This is a genomic window from Rhizobium sophoriradicis, assembly GCF_025200795.1.
GTDB classification, from domain to species: domain Bacteria; phylum Pseudomonadota; class Alphaproteobacteria; order Rhizobiales; family Rhizobiaceae; genus Rhizobium; species Rhizobium sophoriradicis.
In genome coordinates this window covers 1,930,149-1,943,187 of sequence record NZ_CP104152.1, presented here as the reverse complement: position 1 = coordinate 1,943,187, position 13,039 = coordinate 1,930,149, and the positions used below count along the sequence as shown (strand labels likewise).

The 13,039-nt window shown below is 60.4% G+C and carries 10 protein-coding genes; 6 read left to right on the top strand and 4 right to left on the bottom strand.

Annotated features, from left to right (window positions below; genetic code table 11):
- Positions 1-39 precede the first annotated feature (39 nt).
- The 3 genes from N2597_RS09775 to N2597_RS09765 all read left to right on the top strand — a co-directional run bounded on the left by N2597_RS09775 (position 40) and on the right by N2597_RS09765 (position 3,082).
- Positions 40-1,254, top strand: coding sequence for an amino acid ABC transporter substrate-binding protein (locus N2597_RS09775; protein WP_183597716.1), 1,215 nt, complete (start codon positions 40-42; stop codon positions 1,252-1,254).
- Between the two features lie 104 nt (positions 1,255-1,358).
- Entirely contained in the window at positions 1,359-2,477 is a 1,119-nt protein-coding gene (locus N2597_RS09770; protein WP_170961525.1) for an alcohol dehydrogenase catalytic domain-containing protein, read from the top strand.
- A gap of 53 nt (positions 2,478-2,530) precedes the next feature.
- A complete protein-coding gene (locus N2597_RS09765; protein ID WP_009989216.1) occupies positions 2,531-3,082 on the top strand; it encodes an NADPH-dependent FMN reductase in 552 nt (183 codons plus the stop codon).
- Positions 3,083-3,188: 106 nt separating this feature from the next.
- On the opposite strand, the gene N2597_RS09760 is transcribed toward N2597_RS09765, so the two are convergent.
- From N2597_RS09760 to N2597_RS09745, 4 genes are all read right to left on the bottom strand, one after another.
- The gene (locus tag N2597_RS09760) at positions 3,189-4,184 is read right to left on the bottom strand and encodes a phosphotransferase family protein (RefSeq protein WP_077989176.1); all 996 of its coding nucleotides are present in this window, start codon (positions 4,182-4,184) and stop codon (positions 3,189-3,191) included.
- 21 nt (positions 4,185-4,205) lie between these two features.
- Complete coding sequence (locus N2597_RS09755) at positions 4,206-5,168, bottom strand: C-terminal binding protein (RefSeq protein ID WP_077989175.1); 963 nt, start codon at positions 5,166-5,168, stop codon at positions 4,206-4,208.
- 85 nt (positions 5,169-5,253) lie between these two features.
- Positions 5,254-8,010 (bottom strand): phosphoenolpyruvate carboxylase, encoded by a 2,757-nt coding sequence (gene ppc, locus N2597_RS09750; RefSeq protein ID WP_183597718.1) that lies wholly within the window; start codon positions 8,008-8,010, stop codon positions 5,254-5,256.
- A 136-nt stretch (positions 8,011-8,146) separates the two neighbouring features.
- Positions 8,147-9,082, bottom strand: a complete 936-nt coding sequence (locus tag N2597_RS09745) for a LysR family transcriptional regulator (protein ID WP_096764957.1) — start codon at positions 9,080-9,082, stop codon at positions 8,147-8,149.
- A 108-nt stretch (positions 9,083-9,190) separates the two neighbouring features.
- On the opposite strand from N2597_RS09745, the gene N2597_RS09740 reads away from it, so the two are divergent.
- From N2597_RS09740 to N2597_RS09730, 3 genes are read left to right on the top strand one after another with little or no spacing between them, the layout of a single operon-like run.
- Positions 9,191-10,375 carry an acyl-CoA dehydrogenase gene (locus N2597_RS09740; protein WP_183597720.1) on the top strand — a complete coding sequence of 395 codons (1,185 nt, stop codon included), beginning with the start codon at positions 9,191-9,193 and terminating at the stop codon, positions 10,373-10,375.
- A 58-nt stretch (positions 10,376-10,433) separates the two neighbouring features.
- Entirely contained in the window at positions 10,434-11,321 is an 888-nt protein-coding gene (locus N2597_RS09735) for a 3-hydroxybutyryl-CoA dehydrogenase (protein ID WP_096764955.1), read from the top strand.
- A gap of 40 nt (positions 11,322-11,361) precedes the next feature.
- On the top strand, positions 11,362-13,023 hold the full coding sequence (locus N2597_RS09730) for an electron transfer flavoprotein-ubiquinone oxidoreductase (protein ID WP_183597722.1): 1,662 nt from the start codon (positions 11,362-11,364) through the stop codon (positions 13,021-13,023).
- The last annotated feature ends 16 nt before the right edge of the window (positions 13,024-13,039 follow it).

Here is a 13,039-nt window from a genome sequence, read left to right as displayed (position 1 = left end):
GCAAGCGCGAGACATGCCGGAAGCACATGGGAGGATGAGATGAGTGCAAATTCCATTAAAATGAACAGACGTGCATTTCTCGGCTCAGCCGCCGCCGCGGCGGCTTTCAGCTCGATGCCGAGAGTTTTTGCCCAGGAGGGGCCGATCCGCGTCGGCGGAACGCTGCCGCTGACCGGTCCGCTTGCGGGCGTCGGCGCGATCCATAAGCTCGCGGCCGAGGTGTTCGTCGAGCAGATCAACGCCAAAGGCGGTATTCTCGGACGAAGGGTGGAGTTCGTCCTTCTCGACGATCAATCGCTTCCCGCCAATGCGCGAACGCTTTATGAACGCCTGGTGACGGCCGATAAGGTCGATCTCCTGATGGGCCCCTATGGCACGTCGTCGATTATCGCAGCCATGGGCGTTGCCGCTCGGTTCAAGAAGATGCTTGTTCAGAGCAGCCTTGGCGACCCAAGCCTTGCACCCTATCCGCTGCAGTTCCCCTCTCTTCCGATCGGGGCCGAGCCGCAGTTGACCGACACCGAGGTCGTTCTTGATGCCTATGCCAGCCTGCCAACCCCTCCCAAGACGATCGCCTTCGTCACCAGCAAATTCCCGTCCGCGCTGACGATCGCCAAGGGCGGTCAGCAGGTCGCTGACAAGCGTGGCATCAAAAGCGTGCTGGACCTCGAATACGAATTCGGCACGAAGGACTTCGGCGCAATCGCAAACCGCATCAAAGCGGCTGATCCGGATCTGCTGTGGTCCGGTGCGATCGGCATGGAGGCAGTGCAGCTTCTCGATGCCATGAGCCGGATCGATTACCAACCAAGGAACCAGTTCTACCTGTTCCCGGCACCCGGCCCGACCGCAGCTCACCCGAAAGCCAATGGCTTGACCTCGCTGACCTGGTTCGAGGAGCACGAGCCGTTCCTCAAATATCACGGCGCTCAGGAGTTCGTCAGCGCTTATGACAACAAGGCGAAGGCGGCAGGCTTCCCCTATCCGCGCACCGAGTATCAGGCCGCCGTCGAATATGCTGCGTGGCAAATTCTGGCGGCAGCAGCCGAAGGGGCAGGGAAGCTGGACGACGCCGCGATGGCTGCATGGTTGCGCTCGAATACCGTCGAGACGGTCGTCGGGCCAAGGACTTTCGACGGCAAGTTCAATGCCGGGAAGCCATCGACGAAGCTCAAGCAAGTTCAAGGAAAGGATTGGGTGACGGTCTGGCCCGCGGATTTCCGACCGGCTGACAAGGCGTTCCTCGTCCCGTGACGGATACGCATCGCGCGGCCGCGCACCCGCCTGAAACTGCAAGAATGCATTCGGTCAGCCAAGGTCTGACCGATGTCCCTATGGAGGAGTTAATGGTTAAGACTATGATCGCTGCTCGGCTGCATGCTCTGCATCAGCCGATGTCGCTGGATGAGATTCCGATTCCCGCGCCCCGGCCCAACGACGTTCTGGTGCAGGTCAGGGCTTGCGGTATCGTGCCCAACATGGCCAACGTCATCAATAACTGGCCGACCTGGTTTCCCCACCAGCCGCTGCCGAAGTTTCCGGCAGTGTTCGGCCTGGATCCAGCCGGGGTCGTCGCCGAAGTCGGCGAGGCGGTCACCAATGTCAAGATTGGCGATCGTGTCTATGTCAGCCCCCTCAGATCCTGTGGCTCCTGCAAGGCGTGCCGGTCGGGCAACCGCAGCCAATGCCGCTACTACACCTTGAATGGGTACTTCAGCACCAGCCGTGATGGTCAAAGAATCTTCGATCTCTATCCGTACGGCGGCTTCAGCCAGTACATGACCGCCCCGGAATATTCACTCGTATGCCTGCCGGATAATCTCAGCTTCGAACAGGCCGGCCGTTTCGGCTACCTCGGCACATCCTACGGCGCCCTGAAGAATGCGCAGGCCGGTCCCGGCCAGGTCTGCCTCATCGACGGGATTACCGGCACGCTCGGTGTCGCGGCAACCAAGCTCGCTCTTGCAATGGGCCTCTCCAAAATTCTGGGCACCGGCAGGAACAAGGAACTGATGGACCGCATAAAGGCCATCGCTCCCGACCGCATCGACACGATCATGCTCGGTGAAGGCTCGACCGGAGAGTGGGCGAAGGCCCAGACCGGCGGCGAGGGTGTGGATTTCGTCATCAGTGCGCTGGGCGCGAGAGCTCCCGCTGCGACCGTGGTCGACTCCATGCGCGGCGTTCGTCGAGGCGGCCGTGTGGTTGTCGTTGGCGGCGTCGCGGAAGATGTTCCGGTCGACGTTAAGTGGCTGATGGACGAGCAGGTTCAGCTGATCGGCTCCAACTGGTTCAGCGCTGCCCAGGGGCAGGAGATGGCCGACATGGTTCGCACCGGCGCGCTCGACCTCTCCTATCTCGAGCACAAGATCTATCCGCTCGAGCGGGTGAACGAGGCCATCTCCGGCATCGGCGAACGCGATGGCGGCTTCAGTAACTACGTGGTCATTCCTCCGGTTCCTGCCGCCTATCAATAACAATCACCGGCGCCGGTTGCGGCCGGCGCCGCCCTCACGCGAGAAGAGAGAACATGTCCAAGAAAGATATCGCGGTCCTGGTTGGAAGCCTTCGTCAGGCTTCGATCAACCTGAAGCTTGCCCGTGCAATGCAGAAAGTAGCGCCCGACGGGCTGAACCTGGAAATCGTACCGATCGGCGATCTTCCGCTCTATAACCAGGACCTCGAGACCGAAACGCCGCCGGTGGAATGGACATCCTTCCGCGAGCGCATCAAGGCTTGCGACGGGGCAATCTTCGTGACGCCGGAATATAATAGATCCGTACCGGCGGCATTGAAGAATGCGATCGAAGTCGGCTCTCGACCGTTCGGGAAAAGCGTATGGGATCATAAGCCCGGTGCGGTGACCGGGGCTTCTCCCGGCCTGATTGGCGGCGCTGCGGCAGCACTCCAGCTCAGGGTTATCCTAACCAACATCAACGTGCCGACCATGCCCCAGCCTGAAGTTTACCTCAGTACGGCCGACAAATTGGTGGGCGACCATGGCGTATTCCTCAACGAAGGAACCCAGAAGTTCATCGAGAGCTTCCTGGTTGCGTTCGAAGGCTGGGTCGGCCGGTTCTGAGCCGAAGCAGAGCAAGACTTCGTCGGCCATCGCGAACACAGCGCGGTGGCTTTTTCTTTTTCATTCGAAGTGGAAAGCGCAACCGCTCCGGAAGCACCTGGCTTCCTTAAGAAAACCAGGCCTGCGCCACGTCAGCAAGCTTTTGCGGAGGCGATGCGATCAACGGAATGGCGGCTTTGCGGATAGCTTCGCGCTGGCATTCGTCGGTTATGTATTCGACGGGCGATTTGCCGTCGATCCGGGCGAGGAAGAGTGCGGGCAGCAGGCTTGCGGCCCGAGCCTCGAGAGCGTCCCGATCCTCCCAATCGACCTGATCCATGTAGGCTGCGGTCAAAGCCGCAAATGACGATGCGAGCTCAGATGCCGCCTTTTCCGCAACGATCTTCTTCAACAACAGATGGTTCAGGCAGAAGGCCAGGTCGAAAGCCGGATCACCGAACCAGGCGCATTCGGCATCCAGGAACACAGGTCCGTTCTTGCCCAGCAGGATGTTCTTCGGGCTGACGTCGCCGTGGACGAGCGCCAGCTTTGTTTCCGCCGTGCGCTGAACGAGCTCGGCGAGGCGATCGCTGACGAAGGGATGTTTGGCGGCAGTCGCAACCAGGTAGGGCTCAAGCCGGAGCGCATAGAAATTCGGTCCAGAGTCAAATTTGTCCGATAAGCCCGATGTGCGGGCGCTCACGGAATGGATCTGCCCGATCCGCCGGCCTGTGACCTCTGCTGCCATTCGGTCGACGCTTCCTTGAAGCAGGCTGGTCTTCCACAGCGGGTACTCGTCGCTCGGCAGAAACTCCATTGCGAAAATACCACACGACTCGTCGTGCGCGAGAGGCTTCGGAACGGCAGAAGGGAAATGCTCCGCCACGAAGGAAATCCAGTTCCATTCGTATACATTTCGCGACACCGGCGCCTGCCAATCGGCAGATACTTTAAGCTTGGCCAGTGCGCGTTTCACGCAGATGAGCCGGCCGGGGAGCTCCACGCGGTAGATATCTGAGGAAACACCACCCGTCAGGGGCTTGTAGACCGCCTCCTCGGAAGCGCTCTTCAGGCCGCTCTTCAGCAGGAAATCGTCGAAAATCATCATCTCGGCTACAGACATAAAACTATTGTCCTTGCTGCGTTAGCGGCGGGGGCTGTTGCGGGCTTGTTCGGGCATCTCTCCGGAAAGAACCCTGACGACTTCCTCCGCGGCCCGGCGACGCAGTTCGATCAGCGAAGCATCCGAGGAGAAGGCGACATGCGGCGTGATCATCGCGCCGGGGTGAGCGATCAGCTCCGCCGGCACGCGTGGTTCATCCTCGAGCACATCAAGGCCGACACCGCTCAGAATGCCGGACGCCAGCCCCTCGATCACGGCGGCAGTATCCACGACGCCGCCTCGGCTGACGTTGATCAGCAAGCTTCCACGACGCATCTTCAAGATAGCGTCTTTGTTGATCAGGTGGCGGGTCGCGGGCGAAAGCGGCGCATGGACGATGACGATATCGCTCCTGGCCAGCAGCGTATCGAAGTCGGTAAGCTCCACGCCGGCGGGGGCATTCGAGGCATAGGGGTCGTGGGCCGACACGCGGCATCCCAGCGCCTGCATCTTTGCTGCCGTCGCGCGGCCGATGCGGCCGAAGCCAACGATGCCGCAGGTCAGTTCCGAAAGCCTGCGCAGATTTGCAGAGGCGGGGTCCCAGCGCCCATCGCGAACTTCACGATCGAAGTGGACAAGGCCGCGCGCCCAGGTAATTGCGAAACCGACGGCGTGGTCGGACACTTCTGCAACGCAATAGTCGGGAACGTTCGTGACCCAGATCCCCCGCTCCGTCGCTGCATCGACTGCAATATTGTCCAGGCCAACTCCAAGGCGCGCGACGATCTTGAGATTAGGCGAGGCGGCGATCGCCGTCGCGCTGACCTGAGCCCAGCAGGTCAGGATAGCGTCCGGACGATGCTCTGCAGCCAAAGCGTCGATCTCAGCAGGGGGCGACGGCTCGGCGGGGCCGCTGACGAGGGTAAACCCGGCCCGCTCGATCACCTCCCGCTCCACCTTGTCATCCGGCCAGGCGTAGTCCGTCAACAGCACGGTCCGTGTCATGATTTCCTCCCAATTTGTGCGAACGTTAGCGCACCAGTTTTGCCGAGGTCAAGAAAAAAGCGAATGCCATCCGCATTGCGGTTGGCTACCCGCTGTTTCGCAGCCCCGCGGCAATTCCGTTGATTGTCAGGTGCAGCGCCTCTTCGGTGTCCTGATCTCGTTCTCCGGCACGGTGGCGGCGAAGAAGGTCGATCTGCATGTGATTAAGCGGATCGAGGCATGGAAAGCGATGATGGATCGACTGCTTCAGCGCCGGATTGTTCTCCAGCAGCGAGGCCTGATCGGTTATGCCGAGCAGGGCAGCGGTTGTCGCTTCCCATTCGTCTTTTATGCGTGCGAAGATCTTCTCATGCGCGGGTGCGTCAGGGGTGAGGTTCACGTACCGCGCCGCGATCGCCATGTTGGTTTTTGCCAGCACCATCTCCATGTTGGCGATCAGCGTCTGGAAGAAAGGCCAGTCCCGATGCATTCTTTGCAGAGTTGGCAGCCCGTCGGGATGTCCAGTCAGCCACTGTTCGACGGCCGAGCCAAAACCAAACCAGCCCGGCAACATGATGCGGCTCTGCGACCAGCCGAACACCCAGGGGATCGCCCGAAGATCTTCGATGCGACGTGACGAGCTGCGTGAGGCCGGACGGCTGCCGATGTTCAGTTTTGCGATTTCGCCAATGATCGTGGCTTCCCGGAAGAAGCGTTCAAATCCCTCGGTCTCGTAAACCAGGCAGCGATAGGCGCCGAAAGCCAGTCCGGACAGCTCCTCCATGGCGTGGAGAAATTCGGGATCCGGTTCTTGTGCGTCGGAAGGCAGCAAGGAGGCTTCCAAAGTCGCGGCGATAAGAAGTTCCAGGTTCCTGCGGCCGAGTGCCGGATTGGAATATTTCGCCGCTATGACTTCACCTTGCTCCGTCAGCCGAATCGATCCGGCAACCGCGCCGGCGGGCAGGGCGGTGATCGCCTCATAGCTTGGGCCGCCGCCGCGGCCCACGGAACCGCCGCGGCCGTGAAACAGGCTGAGGCGAATGCCTTCACGGTCGAAGAGCTGAATAAAGGCCATCTCCGCCTTGTACAGCTCCCATCCCGATGTCAGATATCCGCCATCTTTGTTGCTGTCGGAGTAGCCGAGCATGATCTCCTGCTTGCCGCCGAGTGCGCGCAGGTATGTTCGATAGGCTTCGATGGCCAAAACCGTCTGCATCACGTCATGCGAGCTGCGGAGGTCGGAGATCGTTTCGAAAAGCGGTATGATGTTGACTGAGGCTGCTTCGGGTTCATCGGGCCGGAACAGTCCGACTTCCCGAAATAGCACCATGACCTCCAGAAGGTCGGAAGGGCTTCCGGCCTTCGAGATGATGTAATTGGGGATGCTGGCGCGGCCGTAGCGCTTGTGGGCTTCGGCAGCCTCACGCAGCACGGAAAGCTCCGACATCGTCTCGGCCGAATAGGTCTTGAGCGATGTCACCAGCAGCTGGGAAGACCGAAGCTCCTCCGTCAGCAAGTGGATCTTGTCACTTTCGGCGAGCGCCTCGTAGCCTGTGCCGGGCCGCACCTTCTCGAAAAGCTCATGAACGACGCGCTGATGAACCTCGGAATTCTGTCTCAGATCGAGGCTGACAAGGTGAAAGCCGAAGACGTCGACGGCGCGTTGGAGGCTACGCAGTTTTCCAGCGGCGATCTTTCCTGCGCCATTGGCGATCAAGGATTTGCCGATCGTTGCCAGGTCTTCGGCGAACTCGGCAGGGCTCAGATAGCAGGGGGCGGCCGCCACAGGCTCGCGAACCAATTCCGTACTGCCGAACTTCCGTGCAGTGGCCGCCAGGCGAGCATACATGCCCGAGATCGCCAGGCGATACGGCTCGTGCCGGCGCTGCTCCGATCGATCGGGAGAGTCGGTCGCAAGCCGCTGGAGTTCCTGCGAGACTTTTACATACCGATCATCCAAAGAAAGTTCGGCGCCAAGGCTGTGGAGTTCTCCGAGATAGAAGGAGAAAACCCTCTCGCTCTGCAGCCGGAGCGCTTCCCTGAGGGTCTCGCCGTTGACAAAAGGGTTGCCATCCCGGTCGCCGCCGATCCAGGAACCCATGCGCAGGAATGGCGGCAGCGCGTCTTGAGCAAACCTCCAAGGCGAGCCTCGGAGTTGATTTTCGAGACCCTCATAAACTTCCGGGATAACCCGGAAAATGGTGCTGTCGTAATAGGACAGGCCATTGAGGATTTCATCCACGACCTGCAGTCGCCGACCTCGCAAGCTGTTCGTCTGCCAAAGGGTCGTCGTCGCTCTTTCCAAATCTGCCTGATATCGATCTGTCTCCTGCGCGGTCAGGCCGGCCTGCTCGAGCCGGCTCAAGCATTGTGCCAGCTGCTGTTCGATGTCGATCACGCTCTTTCGCCGAACCTCGGTCGGATGCGCCGTGAAAACAGGCGAGACGACCGCTTCAACGAGCAGCTTGCGAATAGCTTCCGCCTCTACGCCGGCGGCGGCCAGAACAGACAGCGATCTGGCAATCGTCCCCGGCATGGCGGGTTCGCCATCGGCGATGCTGAAGCGCTGCACCCTGGCCTGATGAGCGTCTTCTGCAATGTTCACGAGCTGCGAGAACTGGCTGAACGCGCGGATCACGCGCTTGAGGGTGCGGGGAGGCATGTCTGCGCAGAAGGGGGCGAGCTTCTCGTTCAAGCGCGGACTGGTCTTTCTGCGGCCGGCAATCGAGAGAGTGCGGACCTGTTCCACAATCTCGCGGGCCTCCTTGCCGTCGCTTGCTTCTATAGCCTCGCATAACAGGCGGCCGAGGAGGCGAACATCCCTCACCAAGGCCCTGCTGGCCGTGAGGCGTCTTCCCTGCATGCTTGCTTTCTTCAACTGAAGATGCAAATGTCCGCTCCTTGTGCTAACGTTAGCATAAGGTGGCAGGATTTCCGCCAGGAGTCAAGGATGCTCGCAATCGATCATGAGCGGAGGCGCAGATGGGCGCGAGCGGCTGCTATCGCAACCATGCTCGCGCATCAGCGGCCGCGCTTTCCTGGTAGCGCGCGACCTCTTCCAGAAGCCATGCGCGGAATGCTCCGACAGGACGGAAGTCTTTCCTGCTAAGTGGCGCGACGGCATAATAGGCACTGGGGCTTTTGACCTGATGCGGGAAGGCTTGGACCAGCTGGCCATTCGCAAGCTCGGAGTCGATGAGGAAAAGCGGCATCAAGGCGAGCCCCAGTCCGGCAATGCAGGCTTGGGCCACGTTGCTGAACTGTTCGAAGCGCATGGCCTGGGATGGGGTGCCGTTGACCTCGAGGCTCTCGAAAAAATGGTTCCACGCACCCGGACGGGACGCCATCTGCAACAACGGAAGGCGAAGCAGATCTTCAGGCTTCGATATGGGATGCGAACTCAGAAAAGACGGGGACGCGACCGGTGCCACCATCTCCTCCATGAGAAAGGTGCTTTCCGCACCCGGCCAATCAGGCTGGCCGATATGGATCGCCATGTCGATGTCGTCGCGGTCGAAATCGAACATCCCTATGCGCGTTGCGAAGTTCAACGTGATCTCCGGATGTCTCGCGACAAACTGCGGAATGCGTGGCATCAGCCAGCGTGTGCCGAATGTTGGCAGGATGGCGAGATTGAGTTGATCATTATGCTGTTTGGTCATGGCGTGCAGCGAAGCGGAACGGATTTCCGCCAGAGCGTTGGCGATCGCCCGTGCATAATCAGCGCCGGCCTCTGTGAGAATGACGCCGCGGCTTGTGCGCTCGAACAGTAAAACGCCCAGTTGCTCTTCCAATCCGGCAATTTGCCGACTGATGGCGCCCTGAGTCAGGGAAAGTTCCTCAGCCGCCGCAGAGAAGGTGCTCAGCCGCGCGACGGAATCGAAAGCTGCGAGAGCGGAGGTCGAGGGAAGGAGTCTTCGAGAGAGGTTTGCCATTGGCTATTACTAGAGCTCATAGGCCGATGAGTAAAGCTCGCTTTGTCAATCGCCCAAAAGCGGCTTTAATCCCATCAAATTCGAATTGCCGAAAACCTCAACGGGAGGATGACGACCTTGGCCTTTTCTTGGAATGACCCCTTTCTGCTCGACGACCAGCTGACCGAAGATGAACGGATGATCCGCGAGTCCGCGGCGGCTTTCGCAGAATCCGAACTCCTGCCGCGTGTCCAGGAAGCCTATCTCGAAGAAGCGACCGACCCCGAATTGTTCAGGTTGATGGGGCAGACCGGCCTCCTCGGTGTGACGCTGCCGGAAGAGTACGGGGCCGCGAACGCCTCCTACGTCGCTTATGGCCTGGTCGCTCGCGAGGTCGAGCGCATCGACTCCGGATATCGCTCGATGATGAGCGTGCAGTCCTCGTTGGTCATTTACCCGATCTTCGCCTACGGCTCCGAGGAGCAGAAGAAGAAGTACCTGCCGGGCCTGGTTTCGGGTGAGCTGATCGGCTGTTTCGGTCTGACCGAGCCTGACGCCGGCTCCGATCCCGGCGGCATGAAAACCCGTGCCGAGAAAATTGCGGGCGGCTACCGATTGCGCGGCTCGAAGATGTGGATCTCGAACTCGCCGATTGCCGATGTCTTCGTCGTCTGGGCAAAGTCTGTGGCTCACAACAACGAAATTCGCGGTTTTGTTCTCGAGAAGGGCATGAAGGGCCTTTCGGCTCCGAAGATCGGCGGCAAGCTTTCGCTGCGGGCCTCGATCACGGGCGAAATCGTGATGGATGGTGTCGAAGTCACCGAGGATGCGCTTCTGCCCGATGTCTCCGGCCTCAAGGGGCCGTTCGGCTGCCTCAACCGCGCCCGTTACGGCATCTCCTGGGGCGTCATGGGAGCTGCCGAGGACTGCTGGTTCCGTGCGCGTCAATACGGTCTGGACCGCAAGCAGTTCGGCAAACCGCTTGCAGGTATGCAGCTTTACCAAAAGAAGCTCGCCGATATGATGACCGAGATCACCCTCGGACTGCAGGGCTCGCTTCGGGTCGGCCGCCTGATGGATGAGCACAAGATGGCCCCGGAAATGGTCTCGCTCGTCAAGCGCAACAATTGCGGAAAGGCGCTTGAAATAGCGCGGCACGCCCGCGATATGCACGGCGGCAACGGCATTCAGATCGAATACCATGTCATGCGCCACGCGCAGAACCTGGAGACGGTCAATACCTACGAGGGCACCCACGACGTCCATGCCCTGATCCTTGGACGCGCCCAGACGGGCCTCCAGGCTTTCTTCTGACGACCGCAATCTGTTCGGCGCAGATCGACCTTCCATCTCCGGATCAACGAGAGGCAGCATGCCTATAGCGAATAAGATTTCTACCGTCGCCGTCATTGGCGCCGGCCAGATGGGGACCGGGATCGCGGAAGTCGTGGCGAAACATGGCTATGAGGCCTTGGTTTACGATCTCGATAAAGATCGGATCCGGGCGAGCCTCGAAGCGAGTGCCTGTTATTTCGGACGTCAGGTCGAAACCGGTAAAATGCCGGGCGAGTCGGCTGAGCAGGCCATCTCCCGGATCAAGGGCGCGTTCTCTCTCCCGAACCTGGCGGAGGCCGATTTGGTCGTCGAAGCGGTCAGCGAGAATGAACACATCAAGAGGAAGGTTTTTGCGGATGTGTGCACCGTTCTGAAGCCCGACGCGATCCTGGCGACGAACACATCGTCGCTCTCCATCACGCGGCTCGCCGCGTCAACCGACAGACCCAATCGTTTTATAGGGATACACTTCATGAATCCCGTACCGGTTATGAAGCTGGTCGAGCTGGTCCGCGGCATCGGAACGGATCAAGAGACCTTCGCCACAGCCAAGGCTTTCGCCGAATCCATCGGCAAGACCGTCACTGTCTCCGAGGATTTTCCGGCTTTCATCGTAAACCGCGTTCTCATCCCGATGATCAACGAAGCGATCTACACGCTCTATGAGGGCGTCGGAAACGTGGAGGCGATAGACACCGGCATGAAGCTTGGCGCCAATCATCCGATGGGGCCGCTCGAATTGGCCGATTTCATCGGTCTGGACACATGCCTTTCCATCATGCAGGTCCTTCATGAAGGACTGGCTGACAGCAAATACCGGCCGTGCCCGCTGCTGGTCAAATATGTGGAAGCGGGCTGGCTCGGTCGCAAGGCACAACGCGGGTTCTACGACTACAGGTACGTTCCGGCTCGAGCTACTCGCTGATCCCATTCTTTCCAACATCGAGATTTAGCAGGCAACCATCATGACGGAAGAATACGCAGACGAACGCGAGAGCATGGAATTCGACGTGGTGATCGTCGGCGCGGGTCCTGCCGGTCTTTCCGCGGCGATCCGGCTGAAGCAGGTCAATCCGGAACTGTCGGTCGTCGTGCTGGAGAAGGGCTCGGAAGTCGGCGCCCATATTCTCTCCGGCGCCGTCGTCGATCCGATCGGCATCGACCGGCTGCTGCCCGGCTGGCGCGAGGATGCCGATCATCCCTTCAAGACCGAAGTGACCGATGACCAGTTTCTGTTGCTTGGGCCCGCCGGCTCGATCCGCCTGCCGAATGTCATGATGCCGCCCTTGATGAACAATCACGGCAATTACATCGTCTCGCTCGGCAATGTCTGTCGCTGGCTGGCTGGCAAGGCGGAGGAACTCGGCGTCGAGATCTATCCGGGCTTTGCCGCCGCCGAAGTGCTCTATGACGACAAGGGGGCCGTGATCGGCGTCGCCACCGGCGACATGGGCATCGAGAAGACCGGCGAGCCCGGCCCGAACTATACCCGCGGCATGGAGCTGCGCGGCAAATACACGCTGATCGGCGAAGGCGTGCGCGGCTCGCTCGCCAAGCAGCTGATCGCCAAGTTCGATCTCTCCAAGGATCGCGAGCCGCAGAAATTCGGCATCGGCATCAAGGAACTCTGGCAGGTCAAGCCGGAGAACCACAAACAGGGCCTGGTGCAGCATTCCTTCGGCTGGCCGCTCGGCATGAAGACCGGCGGCGGCTCCTTCCTCTATCACCTCGAAGACAATCTGGTGGCGGTCGGCTTCGTCGTCCATCTGAACTACAAGAACCCCTATCTCTATCCCTTCGAGGAGTTCCAGCGCTTCAAGACGCATCCGGCGATCCGTTCCACCTTCGAGGGCGGCAAGCGGCTCTCCTATGGGGCGCGTGCCATCACCGAGGGCGGCTATCAGTCGGTGCCGAAGCTCACCTTCCCCGGCGGGGCGCTGATCGGCTGTTCCGCCGGTCTGGTCAACGTGCCGCGCATCAAGGGCAGCCACAATGCGGTGCTGTCGGGCATGCTGGCGGCCGAGAAGCTGGCGGCGGCGATTGTATCAGGCCGCAGCCATGACGAGGTCGTCGAGATCGAGACCGACTGGCGCAAGGGTGACATCGGCCGCGATCTGAAGCGGGTGCGCAACGTCAAGCCGCTGTGGTCGAAGTTCGGCACCGCGCTTGGCGTGGCGCTCGGCGGTCTCGACATGTGGACCAACACGCTGTTCGGCTTCTCCTTCTTCGGCACGCTTGGTCACGGCAAGACCGATGCGGCCTCGCTGGAGCCGGCCTCGCAGCACAAGCCGATCGCCTATCCGAAACCGGATGGCGTCCTGACCTTCGACCGTCTGTCCTCGGTGTTCCTGTCGAACACCAATCACGAGGAGGACCAGCCGGTGCATCTGCAGGTCAAGGACATGGGCCTGCAGAAAAGCTCCGAGCTCGGCATCTATGCCGGCCCGTCGACCCGCTACTGTCCGGCCGGCGTCTATGAATGGGTGGAGAAGGATGGCGACAAGAGCTTCGTCATCAACGCCCAGAACTGCGTGCACTGCAAGACCTGCGACATCAAGGACCCCAACCAGAACATCAACTGGGTGCCGCCGCAGGGCGGCGAGGGGCCGGTCTATCCGAATATGTAGCCAAACGACGATCAGC